Here is a 16,770-nt window from a genome sequence, read left to right on the forward strand (position 1 = left end):
GCCAACCTCCGAATTCATCGCATTCGGGCATGCGGAACCAAGCCGTTGGCTCTGTGCGTCACAACGGCGAAGAGAGAACGGATCAGTGCAGGGGAAAGCCCAGGTCCATCTCGGTTGGGCGAACACGAGGGCGTCCATGGGCGCTAAGATCGGCGACGCCTGGGTGGCATGCCTCCGGGCTTCGCGGGGATCGGATCCGCCCAGGCGCCCGTCCGGGGCCCCGCGGAGCCACGGGTCGGGTGTGTCCCGTGGGCGTGACACCTCCAGTCACCGGTCACCAGCGGCTCGCGTCGATAAGGTTAGGTTTAGCTTAGCTGGTGCAAGCTTGTAGTCAGTGACGCCTCCTGTCAAGGGAACATCCCCTGCTGACCTGCGCCGCGGGCGGCGCCGTGGCCACGACACGGCAGGCCGAAGCCGCCGATCCACAGGAGTCGGCGGCTAGGCCATGCAGTCGACAGCGATCAGACGGCTTGTCTGTACGACGTGATCCGGACCGTCGAGGCGTGGACGCGGGAACACGTTTTGATCATGGAAATCGGGGTCGCCAGGACGCCGGGCTCGCATCCGACGGCGCGGCGCGGTTCCTCGCCGGCGGCGGCACAGCGCGATGCCTGCGCCTTGTCAGCGGACGACGTCGAAGACGTTTTTCTGCAGGCCGTTGGCGTAGACGCCGTGTTCGACCAGCTTCAGTTTCTGGGTGTCCTTGTCCGTGGTGCTGAACAACCGCTTGCCCGCGCCGAGCAGCAACGGAAAGACGAGCAGGTGATAGCGGTCGATGAGGCCCGCGTCGGAGAGGCCGTGGTTCAGCGAGGCGCTGCCGTGGACGATGATCGGGCCTCCCTCGGTCTCCTTCAGGGCTGCGACCTCGCCGAGCGAGCGCAGGATGGTGGTGTCGCCCCAGTTCGAGACCAGGCCGTCCTCGGTGAGGGTGGTCGAGACGACATACTTCGGCATCGTCTTGTAGTCGGCGAACTCCGCCATGTCCGGCCACACCGGACTGAACGCCTCGTAGCTGACCCGACCCAGCAGGATCGCGGTGGCCTCCTGCTGCTCCCGTCCCTTGATGTCGAAGGCCTCGGGGAGGAACTCGACGTCCTTGAAGGTCCATCCCGCGTTCCGGTAGCCGGGTTCGCCACCCGGGGCCTCCACGACGCCGTCGAGCGAGATGAAGGCAGTGCTGATCAGGGTACGCATCCAGGTCTCCGTGATGACTCGTGTCCGGTACTCGGTACTCGGTTATCAACTGTCGGGCTGTCGGGCTGTCGGGCTGTCGCTTGTCGGTTCTCGGCGATCCCGCCGCGGGGGCGGACGGGCGGTCGGATGTCAGCCGAGGAGCCCGGCCAGCCATCGCTGCCAGGCGGCCTCGGCGCCGTCCGTACCCGGCCCGAACAGGTGGTGGAACATCAGCGCGATGCCGGTGGAGTGGTGGAAGGTATAGATCCCGTCGGCGGTACGCACCTCGACGCGCTCGTCGTCCGACCACACGACCTCGCCGTCCAGCGGCGGCAGGTCCGCCGGCTCGGCGTGCGCCCGCGCGCCCACGGCGACCGCGGTCGGCAGCGCCAGTCCGCGGGCGAGCGCCGCCCGGATCTCCCGCGCCGACCTGCCGTCCGCCGGTGCCACGGCAAAGACGGGGACCCCGGTGCGCCCCGGGAAGTGTGTGAGGTACTCACGGAGTATGTGCAGGTGGAAGGGCCAGCCGCGGCGCAGTGCGTCGTACTCGTCCTGCCAGTCGTCGCCGAGCAGGCCGCTGTGCACGACGCGGAGCACGGTGCTGGCGCCGGCCCGCCCCTCGATCAGGTACTCGAAGGCCATGAACCGGCCGTCCTCGCCGGGGGTCGTCCGGGTGGCGAAGCGCCTGCCGGGTTCGTAGGCGGTGATCACGGCCTCCGCCCGGTGGCCCCCGGTGTCCATGGCGGCGACCCCGCCCTCGCGCGGCTCCACCTCGTTACGCCCCATGAACCAGGAGTCGATCCCCGGTCCGGTGGCGATCGCCTCCCAGACCTGCTCGGGGCTCGCCGGCAGGGTCGTCTCCAGCTCGATGTCGAACGGGTGCGTCATCGTGCGGTCTCCTGCGCGGCGGGGATCTGGTGAAGGCCGACGACCACCCGGTGGCTGCGGCCCCCCGGGGAGGCCTCGTCGTGGTAGCGGCCGACAAGGGCCGCCACGGCCTGGGCCAGGTCCTCGGCGAAGGCCGTCCGGTCGGCCGCGGAGGCGAACCGCACCTGCGCGTCGATGCCGAAGGTGGCGACCCGCTGCCGGGCCCGGGAGGCGCCGGTCAGCAGGGCCCCGACCTCCTGCACCAGCCGCGCCCCCAGCGCCAGCAGCCACCGGGCGGAGAGCTGGTCGGGCGACCGGGCGGGGTCCGGACTGACGGCGGCCAGGGCGCTGGGCGAGATCACATACGAGGCGGCGGTGGCGCCGTACACCCGCTCGGTGACGTTGCCCTTGCGCCGCTCCTCGACGAGCTCGACCAGCCCGTGCCGTTCCAACTCCTTGAGGTGGTAGTTGACCTTCTGTCGGGGCAGCCCCAGACGAGCGGCCAGCATGGCGGCCGAGCCGGGCTCGGCCAGGGCGGCGAGGATTCTGGCCCGCAGCGGGGCCAGGGACGCCTCGGCCACGGCGGGTTCCTCGATCACAGCAACGTCCAGCACCACCCCAGGATCGAGCCGACAAAAAAATTTGTCAAGACAGGCCCGGTTGTCGGTGGAAGGCGAACCGGGGAGTTCGGGGTGCGATCCAGGAGCTTGGCCTTCGGCGTGACCCAGGGCGGCGACCTGCGCGACCGGCCGCATCCCCGCGACGTCCTGACCCACGCCCCGCCGCCGCGCCCGAGTCGTTCTCGAGCCCGGGTGGGCAGCCGTCGGTCGAACACGGTGGCATCGTCCGCGTCCCCGGGCACGGACGACGCCACCCCGTCCCCACGCGGGGACGGGGTGGCTTGTCTGGTGTCCGCGGTGTCCGCGGTGTCCGCGGTGTCCGCGGTGTCCGCGGTGTCCGCGGTGTCCGCGCGAGGCTAGTGGGTGGCCGGCGCGACGTTCAGGGTTCGGGTGTGCTCGGTGCGGACGGCGCTCAGCTCGTTCGGGTTGAGCCCGAGCAGCGCCAGGATGGTCGGGGCGATCGAGGTGGTCTCGACCGGAGCCTGGTCAGTCCGGCCCGCGTGGGCGCCGGCACCGGAGACGACGAGCGGGACGTTGCGGTCCTGCGGGTCGGCGCCGCCATGCTCTGCGATCTTGCTCTTGCCGCCGGTGTAGACCACGCCGTGCGCGACGATGCCGACGACGTCGGGATGGCGGGCGTCACTCGCCGGGACGCCGAAGAAGCGGGCGGCGCCGGCGCCGGCGTACGCCGTGGTGAGCCCGGAGGCGGGCAGCGTGCGGCCGGCGCCGCTGATCGTGGTGCCGGTGGCGTCGTGGGAGAGCAGGAAGGCCCGGGCGAAGTCGGCGGCGGCCTGCGACCGGTCGCTCAGCCACAGTTGCAGGATGTCGTCGTCGGTGGAGAAGGCGACCAGGTCGGCTGCGCCGGGGTGCGCCTTCGCCCAGGCCGCGTTCAGCGCCTTGATGACGGCGCCGTCGTCGATGCGGGTCAGCGCGTTCGGGTCCGTCGGCGACTGGGCGTGCTTGGCCGACAGGATGATCGCGGTGCTGTCCGCCTGACCGGTCTGCTTCAGCTCGGCGACCAGGGCGCCGAGCTGGTGGTCGACGAAGTCGAGCGCGCGGGTCAGCAGCGGCCCCGGCTCGCTGCCGCCCGGCAGGTAGCCGCCGGTCAGCCCGTCCGAGCTGGGCAGCTTCTGCGCGGTGGACACGGACTGGAAGTTCAGCCCGAAGATCGCCGGGGTCGGCACGCGGTGGGTGCGGCCGTGGTCGTACCCGTCGATCTCGTTGCGGACCGCGGTCACCTTGTACGCGTCGTACTGCTGGGTGGCCGCGTTGTCCTTCGTCCAGTCGTCGCCCTCGGGGTAGCCGAGGGCGGCGCTGTTGATCTCAGGGGTGAACAGGTCCTGGACGCCGGTGCCCGACGGGCCGTTGAGAATCTCGTAGGCGGGATGCTTGTCCGACCAGGCGGTGCCCAGCCCATGGGCGCGGGCCACCTCGAAGACGGTGTTCGCCGTGAGGTAGGAGTGCGGGTAGACCGGCTTGCAGGTCTTCGGGTCGACCGGAAGCGTCTTCGGGTCCAGCAGCGTCTGGGGCGACCCGGTCATGGACAGGATGCTGCCGGGTAGCCCGGCGAGGCCCTGTCCCGCGTCGAGGGAGCTCTGGTCACGGTCGGCGGCCTCGGTGAACGCGACCTCGGCGCCCGGCTTCACCCCGGCGCAGGACGTCGTGCCGGCGGGTAGCAGGCTGTGGTTGAAGGTGTCGTCGTAGTAGACACCGGTGGTCGCCGGATTGCCGCCCGTCACCTGGGCGATCAGCCCGGGGAACGAGTCGGACGGCACCGGGGTCGACGCGTGGGTGTACGAGACGCCGGCGCCGACCAGGCCGGCCAGCGCCGAACCCGGATGCGTCCGGACGTACGCGCCGAGATCCGCCTGGTGAAGTCCGTCCACGGACAGCAGCAGGACGTGCCGGACCGGAGACCGGGTGTGCTCGGGTGACCCGGCGACCGCGGGCGTGGCGGCCGAGAACGCCACCAGTCCGGACAGGGCCAGCCCGGATGCCGCCATCCCGACTGCCCGTCGGGTGGGAGAACGGAACACGAATTCCTCCTCGAACGCACCGGACCATACCGGCGCGCTCCGTATTGCTAGCCCGCCCGCATGGCCGATCGTCGACGCCCGGAAGAACCCAGGGGTAAGAAATCCCGCGGGAAACGCCGAATTTCCCGCCGTTCCTCATCCGTTACCCAAGAAATGGCTGCCCGAGGCATTTCACATGGTCCTCACATCAGCCTTTCTGTAAAGCGGTCGACCCGGCGCGGAGCAGGCGGGAGACCGTCAGGCGAGCAGGTCGTGCACTGCCACCGGGGTGAGGCCGGCCGTCTGGAGGTTCGCGACGATGCGGGGAAATGCGGCGACGGTGCCCGGGTAGCCGAAATGCATGCTCACGATGGAGCCCGGTCGCGTGCCGGCCCGTACCCGCGCGACGACGGCGTCGGATCCCGGGGAGGTGTAGTCGAGCGGGTCGACGTCGAAGTCGACGACCGTGCGGTACCCGGCGGCGCCGGCCTCGGTGAGGATCAGCGGCGTGGCGGTGCTCGTGCCGGAGGGTCGGAAGTAGCGGCCCTGGGTCGGCGCGAGGCGGGCCAGGACGTCCCGGCAGCCCGTGATCTCGGCGGCGACCTGGTCGGCCGGCAGCGCGGTCAGTGTCGGGTGGGTGTAGGTGTGGTTCGCCAGTTCGTTGCCGCCCGCCAGGATGGCCGGGACGAGATCCTGGTGGGCGTCCAGCCAGCGTCCGACGGCGAACACCGTGATCGGCACGGAGAGCCGGGTGGCGTCGGCGAGCAGCTGATGGGCCAGGGACAGGTCCTGGCCGGTCTCGTGCGGGCCGAGGTGGAAGGTGAGCGCGACCCGGGGCCGATCGCGCGGACCGTTGGCCACCGCCACCGCGCTGCCCCCCGGGACCAGGCCCGGGCCGCCTGGGTCCGCAGCCGCCGCGGACGCGGCCGACGGGCCGCCGGCCGCGGCGGATGGCGGCGACGGCGACGGCGGTTCGGGGCGGGTGGATCCGTCGGCGGCACAGGCCGCGAACCCGCTGGCCGCGACCATCGCGCCGGCCCCGGCGAGGAAGCGTCGACGCGAGGAATCACGGGAGTCCGACTCGGGCATGCGCGCAGGCTACTCGGCACGCAAGGACGGCCGACCATCCTGCGTCCGGGCGGGGCCTGGGCCGAGCCCGTCGACCGAGGGCCGTGAGCCGGGGGCCGTGAGCCGAGGGCCGTCGGCCGGGGGCCGTGAGCCGAGGGCCGGGGGCGGTGCGCGGTCAGCCGACGGCCCGGGACGTGCCGAACATGGTGTCCAGGGTGACCGGCTCCAGCTGACGCTGCTCGATCAGCCGCTCGATCTGGTCGAACAGGCCGAGGACGGTCTGGTGGTTGGCATGGCCGAGCATGATCGTGCCTGGCTGGAGGTACTGCTGGGCGAGCCCGATGAGCTGTTCCGGGGTGAGCAGCGTCGAGTCGCCGAAGCTGCCGTCCCACAGCAGGATCCGGGTGTACCCGAGTTCGCCGGCGAGTCCGTCGACGTGGTGGTTGTGCGCGCCGTAGGGCGGACGGAACCAGGGCCGGCTGGTGATTCCGAAGGTCTGCTGGATCCACTGTTCGTTCTTCTCGATGTCGGCGCGGATCGCGGCGTCCGTCTCGTGCAGCAGGTTCTTGTGGGTCCAGGTGTGGTTGCCGATCTGCAGCTGGCCGGTCTCGACCAGCGGGCGCAGGGCCTCCGCATGACGGTCCCACACGGCCCGGTAGGCGCCGTTCGGCGAGAACGTGATGGGGATCTTCGATCGCTGGGCGAACGCCACGTAGCCGGCGACCGTCGAGGCGTCATAGCCGTCGTCGATCGTCAGGGCGATTCTCCGGGTCCGGCCGGGCGCATGGGAGACGACGACCGGACGGCCCGGATGCGGGGAGGGAATCGGCGCGAACGAGGGCAGGGGGCCTGCGTCGGCTCCGGGGGCCGCTGCGGCGATCGGCGCCCCGGTCGCCGCGTTCGCCCCGGCCGGCGTAGGCAACGCGGTGGGCGCGGTTGGTGCGGTGTTGGGACCGTGGGCCGCGGAGTTACCGTGGGCCGCGGAGTTACCGTGGGCCGCGGAGTTCCTGGGCACAGTGTCGGCCGAGCATCCGAGGAGGGCCTGCGCCGCACCGATGCTCAGGAGCGACAGAAGCACTCTTCGGTCCATAGCCCGACATACTAGGGAACTTGATCATGCAGGATCCCCGGCGTACCGCACCATCCAGCGGCAAGGCCGAAGGAATCCCGCCAGATGCACCATCCAACCGGATAGTCAAATGCCAGGATCCACCTGGACCGGGAAAGATGTGGTGATCCGAGAGCGGCTGCAGCAGGTCGGTGAGACCGGCGTCGGCCGGCATGGCTACGCTGACCGCGTGGCAGCCAGGGGATCCCCCAGTCGCCACCGCGACCTGCGCGCGTTCCGACCGCGGGTGCTACTGCTGGCGGCCGGGGTGGTGATACCGCTCGTCGCTCTTGCCGCAGTCGTCCTGATCGCGTCCGGCGGCGGCGGCGACGGCGGCGGCGCGATCGCCGAGGCGTCGCACGCCCACGCGACCGCCTCGGCGTCCAGGCGGCCCTCGCATCTGCCGGCAGACCCGACCGCCGGCCACGGCGACGACACGCTGCCGGCCGTGGATGTCTACGCCCATGCGCACGGCGGGATGCTGAGCCCGATCGTGAAGGACGATCCGTCGCTCGTCTACGTGCCGAACCTCGCCGACGGCACCGTCAGCGTCATCGACCAGCAGTCCCTGCGCGTGGTGGCCACCTACCGCACGGGACGCGCCCCGCAGCATGTGGTCCCGTCCTGGGACCTGCGGACACTGTGGGTGAACAACAACCTCGGAAACAGCCTGTCACCGATCGACCCACGGACCGGGCGGCTCGCCGGTCCGGCCGTGCCGGTCGCGGACCCCTACAACCTGTACTTCACCCCCGACGGCACGAACGCGATGGTCATCGCCGAGGCGATCCACCGCATCGACTTCCGCGACCCGCACACCTTCGCCCTGCGACACAGCCTCGACGTGGGCAGCCAGTGCGCGGGGGTGAACCACGTCGACTTCTCCCCGGATGGCGCCTACGCGATCGCCACCTGCGAGTTCGCCGGCCGGCTCGTCAAGATCGATCTCGTGCACCAGCGAGTGCTGGGATACCTCGACCTCGGGCGCACCGCCGCCCCCCAGGACATCAAGATCGAGCCGGCGGGCCGGGTCTGGTACGTCGCCGACATGAACGGGGGCGGCGTCGACCTCATCGACGGCGACGCCTTCACCAGGATCGGCTTCGTCCCGACCGGGCCGGAGGCCCACGGGATGTACCCCAGCCGCGACGGCCGCTATCTCTACGTCGCCAACCGGGGCGGCATGATGACCTCGGACATGGTCCCGTTCCCCCACCACGGCAACCAGGGCTCCGTGTCCGTGATCTCCTTCGCCACCAGGAAGATCGTCGCCACCTGGCCCATCCCCGGCGGCGGCACCCCCGACATGGGCAACGTCAACGCCGACGGGACCCGGCTGTGGCTGTCCGGGCGACGCAGCAACGTCGTGTACGTGTTCGACACCGGCGGCCAGGGCGGATCGGACCCGTCGACCGGCCGGCTGCTGACCGAGATCCCCGTCGGGCACGAGCCGCACGGGCTCGCCGTCTGGCCGCAACCCGGGCGCTACTCCCTCGGCCACACCGGAATCATGCGCTGACCATCCCCGGCCCGCCAGGACGCCCGAAAGCCGGACGCGGCCCGCAACTTCGTCTCCGCCACCGCTGCCCGGGGCTAGGTTGTTGATGTACCGACACTCGCGGAACCCGCGAACCCCACCGGTTCTGCGCCATGCCGGTGCGGGTCTGGAACCGATCCGGTCATAGGAGGCACCCATGAGCGACCAGCAGGTACGGATGATCGTCCTGTCGACGGACGATCTCGAGGAATCGATCAAGTTCTACACCGAGACCCTCGGCTTCCCGCTGAAGTTCCGCGACGGCGCCCACTACGCGGCTCTCGACGGCGGCTCCGTGACCATCGCCCTGGCCACGGCGGTCGATCACCCCATACCCGGCCAGGTCGTCGTGGGCATCAAGACCGACGACGTCGACGGCGCGGCCAAGGCGATCGAGGAGAACGGCGGCGCCATCGTGAAGGGCCCCTACGACGACGCTCACGAGCGCCGCGCCGTGGTGTACGACAACAAGGGCAACGGCCTGGTCTTCTACAAGTCGCTTCCGCGCTGACGCACCCGCGAACCGCCCCCCGCGCTGGCCGGTCACCGGCCAGCGCGGGGCGGATCAAGCAGCCGACGGCGGCCGTGCGGGTCGTCCCGTCAGAGCCTCGCAGCCCCGCCGGTCTCCTCGATCGCCTCGTCGACCGCGTCCCGCGGCACGGCGGCGCCGAACCACCGAGGGAGCTGGTCGAGTAGATCCTGGAGCGCGGACCCGAGCGGGGTGGCGGTTCATCGGCGGGTGAGGCATCTCGGCCCGTTCGGGATGCGAGGCGTTGAGCTATCCGGTTGAGGCGATCTCCCGGAACTGCGCCAGGGCATCCCTGGCGATCTGCTGGAACGGTGTCTGGTCCGGGTCATCGACCCATTGCTCGAAGGCGACGTGCATGACGGTCGCGCCCGTGCGGGCGGCGAGGGTGGCGGCGGTGTCGCCGAGCCCCCGGGCGCGCAGTGCGCCCGCCATGGCGGCGGCCAGCGACGCAGCCTTGATCAGCTCGCGTTCCTGCAGCTCGCGGCTGGAGGCGATGATCCGATGCCGCGGGCCGGCGAACTCGCGGACCTCCTCGAACCGGACCGCGGCGGCGTCCAGCGCCGCGCCGATCAGGCCGAGGGCCGAAGCGGACGCGGGGGCGGCCTCGATCGCGGCCACCATCTGCTGCTCAAGGAGCTCCGAGCCCCAGAACAGCACCTCGCGCTTGTCCGTGAAGTACCGGAAGAACGTCCGCTTCGTCAGCCCCGCGCGCTGCGCGATCTCCGCGACGGTCGTCTCCTCGTACCCGCGCTCGCCGTAGAGGGCCAGGGCCGCCTCCTGCAGCCGCGCTCGCGCCTCTGGCTGCCATCTGCCCATGCGACCAGACTAGCGATGTCACCCGGTGCCATGGCCATGCTAGGGTGATGGCACCAGGTGACATCACTGTTCCGGGAGGGTTCCCATGCGTGTTTTCGTGACCGGCGCGTCCGGGCACATCGGCTCGGCGGTCGTGCCCGAGTTGCTGCAGGCAGGCCATCAGGTCGTGGGGCTGGCGCGTTCGGACAGCTCGGCCGAGGCGCTCGCGGCCGCCGGCGCCGAGGTCCGGCGCGGCGACCTGGACGATCTCGACGGCCTGCGCGAGGCCGCCGGGGCGGCCGACGGCGTCATCCACCTCGCCTTCAAGCACGACCTGATGGGCGCTGGCGACTTTCCCGCCGCGGTCGCCGCCGACTTCGCCGCCATCACGGCGCTCGCCTCGGCGCTCGAAGGCACGGACAAGCCGCTCGTCACCTCCTCCGGCACGCTCATGCTCACCCTCGCGGGCATCACCGGACGGCCGGGCACCGAGGCCGACTTCGCTCTCGACGGTCCGCGGGTGGACGCCGAGAACTTCGTGATCGGGCTCGCCGAACGCGGTGTGCGGTCGTCGATCGTCCGGCTGCCTCCGATCGTGCACAGCTCGCTCGATCACCACGGCTTCGTCCACATCCTGATCGGCGTCGCCCGGCAGGCCGGCGTGTCTGCGTACGTGGAGGACGGGGCCAACCGGTGGCCTTCGGTGCACACGCTCGACGCGGCGCGGGTGTATCTGCTGGCTCTGGAGGGCGCCCCGGCCGGGAGCCGGCTGCACGCGGTCGCCGACGAGGGCGTCCCCTTCCGTGACATCGCGGCCGCCATCGGGCACGGGGCCGGCGTGCCCGTGACCAGCGTCTCCGCCTCCGACGCCGGCGACCGATTCTCCTTCCTCGGCGCCTTCGTGGGGGTGGACAACCCGACCTCCAGCGAGGTGACGCGGAAGGTGCTCGGGTGGGAGCCGGCGCATCCGGGACTGATCGAGGACCTGGCGCACGGCCACTACTTCGGGCCGCGCTGATTGTCGAGCAGAGCGTGTCGATCACCTGGTCCGCCGGTCGGGTCCGCATGCGGGCCTCGACCGGGCTGTTTCGCATAATGGCTGACTGTGACGGTTGCCCGTTCTTCTGCTGAGGCCACGCGCCAGGCGGTGGTGGAGGGGGTGTTGGAGCGGATCACCTTCGTCAGCGAGGAGACCGGCTACACCATCGCCCGGCTGGCCACCGAGCGGTCCGGACCGGACCTGCTCACGGTGGTCGGTCCGCTGCTGGGCGCGCAGATCGGGGAGAGTCTGCGGCTGACCGGCCAGTGGGGCAGCCATCCCAAGTACGGCAGGCAGTTCCAGGTGCACTCGTACACCACGGTGCTGCCCGCGACGATCCAGGGCATTCGCCGGTACCTGGGCTCGGGGCTGATCAAGGGGATCGGGCCGGCGATGGCTGAGCGGATGGTCGCCCATTTCGACACCGACATCCTGCGGATCATCGAGGAGGAGCCGGCGCGGCTGATCGAGGTGCGCGGACTGGGACCCAAACGCACCCAGAAAATCGCCGACGCCTGGGAGGAACAGAAGGCGATCAAGGAGGTGATGGTGTTCCTGCAGGGAGTGGGAGTGTCCACCTCCCTCGCGGTGAAGATCTACAAGAAGTACGCAGACCAGTCCATCGGCGTCGTCCGCACGCAGCCCTACCGGCTCGCCACCGACGTGTGGGGAATCGGGTTCCGGACCGCCGACACCATCGCCCAGGCCGTCGGCATCCCCCACGACAGCCCCGAACGCATCAAGGCCGGGTTGCAGTACACCCTGTCGCAGGCCGCCGACGACGGGCACTGCTTCCTGCCCACACCGAACCTGATCACCGATGCGGCGAAGATCCTCGAGGTCGAACGGGAGCTGATCGGCCCGTGCCTGGACCAGCTCGCCGCCGACGAGGGCGTGATCCGCGAAGGGATCCCAGCCGGGGACGCCACCGTCCCGGCGGTCTATCTGGTGCCGTTCCACCGGGCGGAGACCTCCCTCGCCGGCGGGCTGCTGGCCCTGCTCACCTGCGATGAGGAGCGGTTGGCGTCGTTCGCGGAGGTGGACTGGGACAAGGCGCTGAGCTGGCTACGCGGCCGGACCGGTCAGGACCTGGCCGACGAGCAGGCGCAGGCGGTCAGGCTCGCACTCACCCGCAAGGTGGCCGTGCTCACCGGCGGCCCGGGCTGTGGCAAGAGCTTCACCGTCCGGTCGGTGGTGGAGCTCGCCCGGGCGAAGAAGGCCCGGGTGGTGCTGGTCGCGCCGACCGGGCGGGCGGCCAAGCGGCTGGCGGAACTGACCGGACACGAGGCCTCCACCGTGCATCGGCTGCTGGAACTGCAACCCGGCGGCGAGGCCAGATACGACCGGGACAACCCGCTCGACGCCGACCTGGTGGTGGTCGACGAATCCTCGATGATGGACGTCATCCTGGCCAACAAGCTGGTGAAGGCGGTCCCGCCGGGGGCCCATCTGCTGCTGGTCGGTGACGTCGACCAGCTTCCCTCCGTCGGCGCCGGCGAGGTCCTGCGCGACCTGCTCGCGGCCGAGGCGATTCCCCGGGTCCGGCTGATTAGGATCTTCCGGCAGGCCCAGCAGTCCGGCATCGTGGTCAACGCCCACCGCATCAACGCCGGAACACCACCGCAGCTCACCGGCTTCGGCGATTTCTTCTGGTTCACCTGCGAGCCGGCCGAGGACTCCGGTCTGCATCCGGCGGAGGAGACCGCCAGAATGGTGGTGGACATCGTCGCCCGCCGTATTCCGCAACGCTTCGGGCTCGATCCCCGCCGCGACGTTCAGGTACTGGCGCCGATGCACCGCGGACCGGCCGGGGCCGGCAACCTCAACATCCTGCTGCAGGAGGCACTCACCCCCGCCCGAGAAGGCGCTCCCGAACGCCGCTACGGGGGGCGGGTGTTCCGGGTCGGCGACAAGGTCACCCAGCTCCGTAACAACTACGACAAGGGCAGGGCCGGGGTGTTCAACGGTACCGTCGGTGTCGTCACCGCCATCAACGCCGAGGACCAGACACTGACCGTGCTCTCCGAAGAGGACGAAAGTCTCGTCTACGACTTCTCCGAACTCGACGAACTCGCCCATGCCTACGCCGTCAGCATCCACCGCTCCCAGGGCAGCGAATACCCCGCCGTCGTGCTTCCGCTCACCACCTCCTCGTGGATGATGCTGCAACGCAACCTCCTCTACACCGGGATCACCCGCGCCAAGAAGCTCGTCGTTCTGGTCGGCTCCCGCAGGGCGCTGGCGGCCGCGGTCCGGACCCCGGGAGCCGGCCGTCGCCACACCGCCCTCACCCACCGCATCGCCCCCCGCGTGAGAGCCTGCGTGCTGGGGTGATGGACAGGGAGAACCGGGCGTCAGCGGAGCGGGGCGCGGCCCGCCAGCTCCCCCAGTTCGGCCAGCCAAAGATCCGCCAGCGCCTCGTGGCAGGGGACGCTCTCGCTCGTCGTGAACGTGGCATGGGCATGCTCGCCGTAGCCGAACAGGCCCACGGAAAGGTGCTGGCGGCCGACGAACAGCGGAGGCAGTCCGACCAGTCCGGTCACCGGCCGCCCCGCGACGGCCAGCCGGCCGCGCAGCCTCCCCGGGTTCGAAGCCACGAGGGCGACCTCACGGGTCCGCGCGCCCGAACTCGCGACGTGAGCGAGGAAACGCTGCGAGGCCCCGGGAGACAGCTTGGCGAGGGCGAGATGACGGCGCTCGACCACCCCCAGGCCACCGCCCCGCTTCAACCGGCGCGTGCGCGCGGCGACGCGGACAAGCCGCCGGCCGGGGTCCGGTTCGCCGCACGGCAGGGCGATACGGACCCCGGTGGTGAAGTTCGACAGGAGGTCCTGTTCGGCACTGGTCCGGATGCTGATGGGCATCAGCGCGTGGATGGGTCGACGGGTTCGGCGCCATTCCGGCAGCGACCACTGCCGCAACGCGCCGGCGAGGGCCGCGAGAAAGACGTCGTTGACCGTGACCGCGTGCCGTCGGGCGATCCGCCGCAGCGCGTCGAGCTCCGTCGTCACCCAGGTGTGGCGGGCCGGGCCGCGGGACGGGCCACCCCAGGCCGCCAGGGCCCGGGTGGGTGCCAGCCCCTGCAGGTTGCGACCGGCCAGGCGCAGGTAGTCCCCCGTCCGGGGGGCGGGAAACGCCGGCGGCAGGGCCAGGCCCGTCTCGTCCCCCTCGCCGAACAGCAGGTGTAACGCCCGGTAGAGGGCGCCGCCGTCCTGGTGCACGTGGCTGGCCCGGTAGAGCACCAGGGTGCCGGGGACGGAGTGCCCGCGCAGGAGGTGGAGCATCCACGGCGGTCGACCGAGGTCGATGGGCCGGGTGGCGAGCCGGTCGATCGCGCGACGCACGCCGTCGTCGCCCGGCCCCTCCGGGACAGCGGTGACGACCACATGATCGTCCACGTCGACGTCGCCGCGCGAGGCCCACCGGGACACGGTCTGTTCGGCATCCGACCCGCGGCCGCGGCGGTCCGACGCCGGCGCCGCGACGGCATGGAGTCGTTCGGACAGACTCGGCGCCACGCGAAGTCGGTCCGCGACGTGCGCCCGCAGACCGGCAAGATCCAACGGCGGCCCGCCGACGTACAACAATGCACCGATGTCGAGGAACTCGCCAGGAAAACGGCGGGTGAAGGCCAGGAAGGCGTGATCGCCCATCGTCAACGACCGGTCCTGCTGCACAGCGCCATCCCCTTCCGCGGTCGGGTATGCCCGGAATCATCGCAGTAGTCCGGGTTCCCGCGCCCCGGCGGCCTCGCCGAAACGGATCGCGACAGAGCGGCGAGATCCACGGAGTGCTGATACCGCAGGTCGAGGGGCAGTCTGGGGAGATCGCGCCGAACTCCGTCGTCAGCCCTCAATCGGCCACGAGCCGGATCTGCCCTGCGAGCAGATCTTCGTCGGTCACGCTGATGGTGTGAGGTTCGGCGATGCTCATGATCGAGAGGCAGGGTGATGGACAGAGGAGAACCAGTCGCGTGGGCACCGGGGATGTCGCTGCTGTCCGATGTCAGTCCGGCGGCGTGGGTAGCGGCAGCGCTGGTTGCCACCACGTCAGCCGGGACGGTCGAGGCGATGGTGCCGCCCGTCTTCTCCGCCTACGCCCGGGTGCTGCCTCCGACCTACGACCGTGCGGATGAGGGACGGCGACACCGCTGGTCCGAGATCGCCGCAAGCCGAGGCGTGGCGCTGACGGCCGGGACCCGGTTCAACGACCTCGTCGCCGGTTCGGACCGCTGGGGACGTCCCTGCGACGGAGGCCTGGACGCGCGGGAGACGCAGGCCCTCGTGAGGGTCCTGTCCCGCTTCACCGGCACGCCGGACCAGGCGTACTTCTGCCTCTGGGAGGGTTTCGGCCTCGCCGAGACGCGAGCCTGGGAGGACCGGCCGATACGCGTGCGGACAACGCACCGGGCATATCACCTGCTCACCGGGCCGGTGAACGCCGCCCCGGTGTTGCCGGCGCCGGTGGCGTGGAGGTGCGCGAGTCTGTGGTGGCCCCACGATCGGGCCTGGCTCGTCGCCACCGAGATCGACGGCTACATCACCTATCTCGGTGCCAGCCAGGCCGCGATCGACGCGGTCCTCGCCGATCCCACCCTCGACGCCGTGGCCGCGCGCCCCACCACCCCGCTCGATCCCAGCTACGGCTGACGTACACCCACCCCCGCAGCTTGTCGTGTGACCTCCGAGCGTCACGCGGCGCGCAGTCTCGCCACGATCCAGGCCATGGCCTTGGCTACGGCTGCTCACGCAAGGAGTCAATGGCAGACGCGCTATTCGTAGTAGACGGCGGCGGTGAATATCATGGCAACCATCTGCCAGGTCGGATTTTCAGACAGGCTGACGCCCTTGCCTTCGAGCCATAGATCCAGACCGTCGGTCCAAGCTGATGCCGCCTCGATGTACATGTGAGCCCTGGGATTCTCCGTCACGATCTTCCCTGTCTCAATCTCGGCGGCGAGGTGTTCCAGGTAGCTGACAAGATCCGCCCGCCCGTGTACGTCTTCCGGCCGAACTATCGCTCGGTCCTCCATACACCGCCTCCCTCTCGAACCTTGGTCGAGATCCCGACCTCTCCCGGGTCAAACTTCCCCCTTCACTGGGGCTCTTCAGGTCTCGATCCGGCCCGGGGTGCCGCTGCGCGACCTTCCCCTGGCCAGTTCCCATACGTCCGACGAGCGTAATGTGCAGCACCTTCCGCTGTGAATGAGATGACCGCGGTAACAACCGTCCACCGGCACCATTCCACGGCCCTGGCGGCGCGGAGCGAGCAGGGGAAGGAGGGGCGCAACCAAATCCCCACAGCCCAACATATGCCAGCCACAGAGCAACGCATCCCAGCGAGGGCTACCTCGACATCGTCCTCCGCGACGTTGGCGGCAACGAGTGACGATGACCGGCAGATCTTCATACCAGTGCAACCAGAATCACAAGAGTCTCACAGGAATCGATACTGCGGGACTCTTGCCACTCGAGAAACGACCCGGCATTCGACTTCATGTCCATTTTAGCCTGGTTCGCCAAGCATCTTCAGGCGCTCAGCATCGTAGATCTCGACGGCCCATTTCTCATGATCCATGAACGCCTCCCAAAAACCTGACCGATGCCATTCCTCCGGGCCAATGATAAGAAAATCACTCCAGCTCCGAGAAACCTGCCAGCCGCGCGGAATTCGACCCGAAACAATCTCGAACAACCTCGAGTCGAAAAGTGCTGGAAGCTCAATATCTGAATAGTGGATACGAAATTCGATCGCACCATCCGCCTGGGTGTAGATCTGGATGACGCGATACTCCACCCCCAGCCTAAGTGGTCGGCGCTGGAAGTCCTTCGGGGGTTGACTTGAAGCACTCGTCGTGTGGAGTCCAGGTAGCGGACCGGACGTGCCACCGGTGTTGTTGCGCATGACGCCAGCGTGGCCCATCTGTAGCCAGCCGGGAGATCCGGATCTGGATCCGGTCTGTGGCAGCGGGTGTGCCCAGTTTCCGTCCACGGTTTCCGGGCTGGTTGGCCGCTGCGGG

At 70.1% G+C, this 16,770-nt stretch carries 16 protein-coding genes; 6 read left to right on the plus strand and 10 right to left on the minus strand.

What is annotated here, in order from left to right:
• Positions 1-621: 621 nt before the first annotated feature.
• The 3 genes from AC5R91_RS07205 to AC5R91_RS07215 form a co-directional block, all read right to left on the minus strand.
• Complete coding sequence (locus AC5R91_RS07205; RefSeq protein ID WP_495396369.1) at positions 622-1,194, minus strand: dihydrofolate reductase family protein; 573 nt, start codon at positions 1,192-1,194, stop codon at positions 622-624.
• A 129-nt stretch (positions 1,195-1,323) separates the two neighbouring features.
• Entirely contained in the window at positions 1,324-2,061 is a 738-nt protein-coding gene (locus tag AC5R91_RS07210) for an SRPBCC family protein (RefSeq protein WP_495396370.1), read from the minus strand.
• Complete coding sequence (locus AC5R91_RS07215) at positions 2,058-2,639, minus strand: helix-turn-helix domain-containing protein (RefSeq protein ID WP_495396371.1); 582 nt, start codon at positions 2,637-2,639, stop codon at positions 2,058-2,060. Before AC5R91_RS07215 ends, AC5R91_RS07210 begins: the two co-directional genes overlap by 4 nt.
• A gap of 93 nt (positions 2,640-2,732) precedes the next feature.
• Between AC5R91_RS07215 and AC5R91_RS07220 the strand changes: the two genes are divergently transcribed.
• Positions 2,733-3,020 (plus strand): hypothetical protein, encoded by a 288-nt coding sequence (locus tag AC5R91_RS07220; protein ID WP_495396372.1) that lies wholly within the window; start codon positions 2,733-2,735, stop codon positions 3,018-3,020.
• Here the strand turns inward: AC5R91_RS07220 and AC5R91_RS07225 are convergent.
• From AC5R91_RS07225 to AC5R91_RS07235, 3 genes are all read right to left on the minus strand, one after another.
• Positions 3,017-4,696 (minus strand): alkaline phosphatase family protein, encoded by a 1,680-nt coding sequence (locus tag AC5R91_RS07225; protein WP_495396373.1) that lies wholly within the window; start codon positions 4,694-4,696, stop codon positions 3,017-3,019. The two genes, AC5R91_RS07220 and AC5R91_RS07225, sit on opposite strands and share 4 nt — an antisense overlap.
• 237 nt (positions 4,697-4,933) lie before the next feature.
• The gene (locus tag AC5R91_RS07230; protein WP_495396374.1) at positions 4,934-5,764 is read right to left on the minus strand and encodes a polysaccharide deacetylase family protein; all 831 of its coding nucleotides are present in this window, start codon (positions 5,762-5,764) and stop codon (positions 4,934-4,936) included.
• 154 nt (positions 5,765-5,918) lie between these two features.
• On the minus strand, positions 5,919-6,821 hold the full coding sequence (locus AC5R91_RS07235; protein ID WP_495396375.1) for a polysaccharide deacetylase family protein: 903 nt from the start codon (positions 6,819-6,821) through the stop codon (positions 5,919-5,921).
• Between the two features lie 220 nt (positions 6,822-7,041).
• Here AC5R91_RS07235 and AC5R91_RS07240 point away from each other — a divergent pair, with 220 nt between their 5' ends.
• Together AC5R91_RS07240 and AC5R91_RS07245 are read left to right on the plus strand one after the other, a co-directional pair.
• A complete protein-coding gene (locus AC5R91_RS07240; protein ID WP_495396376.1) occupies positions 7,042-8,370 on the plus strand; it encodes a YncE family protein in 1,329 nt (442 codons plus the stop codon).
• Positions 8,371-8,545: 175 nt separating this feature from the next.
• Positions 8,546-8,899, plus strand: coding sequence for a VOC family protein (locus AC5R91_RS07245; RefSeq protein ID WP_044887077.1), 354 nt, complete (start codon positions 8,546-8,548; stop codon positions 8,897-8,899).
• Positions 8,900-9,166: 267 nt separating this feature from the next.
• On the opposite strand, the gene AC5R91_RS07250 is transcribed toward AC5R91_RS07245, so the two are convergent.
• On the minus strand, positions 9,167-9,733 hold the full coding sequence (locus AC5R91_RS07250) for a TetR family transcriptional regulator (RefSeq protein ID WP_495396377.1): 567 nt from the start codon (positions 9,731-9,733) through the stop codon (positions 9,167-9,169).
• A gap of 85 nt (positions 9,734-9,818) precedes the next feature.
• On the opposite strand from AC5R91_RS07250, the gene AC5R91_RS07255 reads away from it, so the two are divergent.
• Together AC5R91_RS07255 and recD2 are read left to right on the plus strand one after the other, a co-directional pair.
• Entirely contained in the window at positions 9,819-10,730 is a 912-nt protein-coding gene (locus AC5R91_RS07255; RefSeq protein ID WP_495396378.1) for an SDR family oxidoreductase, read from the plus strand.
• A gap of 87 nt (positions 10,731-10,817) precedes the next feature.
• Positions 10,818-13,085 (plus strand): SF1B family DNA helicase RecD2, encoded by a 2,268-nt coding sequence (gene recD2 / locus AC5R91_RS07260; protein WP_495396379.1) that lies wholly within the window; start codon positions 10,818-10,820, stop codon positions 13,083-13,085.
• Between the two features lie 20 nt (positions 13,086-13,105).
• Here recD2 and AC5R91_RS07265 read toward each other — a convergent pair whose 3' ends face one another.
• Positions 13,106-14,428 carry a wax ester/triacylglycerol synthase domain-containing protein gene (locus AC5R91_RS07265; protein WP_495396380.1) on the minus strand — a complete coding sequence of 441 codons (1,323 nt, stop codon included), beginning with the start codon at positions 14,426-14,428 and terminating at the stop codon, positions 13,106-13,108.
• 309 nt (positions 14,429-14,737) lie between these two features.
• Between AC5R91_RS07265 and AC5R91_RS07270 the strand changes: the two genes are divergently transcribed.
• Entirely contained in the window at positions 14,738-15,400 is a 663-nt protein-coding gene (locus tag AC5R91_RS07270) for a hypothetical protein (RefSeq protein WP_495396381.1), read from the plus strand.
• A gap of 122 nt (positions 15,401-15,522) precedes the next feature.
• Here AC5R91_RS07270 and AC5R91_RS07275 read toward each other — a convergent pair whose 3' ends face one another.
• The gene (locus AC5R91_RS07275; RefSeq protein WP_495396382.1) at positions 15,523-15,783 is read right to left on the minus strand and encodes a DUF7660 family protein; all 261 of its coding nucleotides are present in this window, start codon (positions 15,781-15,783) and stop codon (positions 15,523-15,525) included.
• A 473-nt stretch (positions 15,784-16,256) separates the two neighbouring features.
• Positions 16,257-16,655: a hypothetical protein gene (locus AC5R91_RS07280; RefSeq protein WP_495396383.1), complete on the minus strand. Its 399-nt coding sequence runs from the start codon at positions 16,653-16,655 to the stop codon at positions 16,257-16,259.
• Positions 16,656-16,770 lie beyond the last annotated feature (115 nt).

The organism is Frankia sp. BMG5.60 (assembly GCF_059428125.1).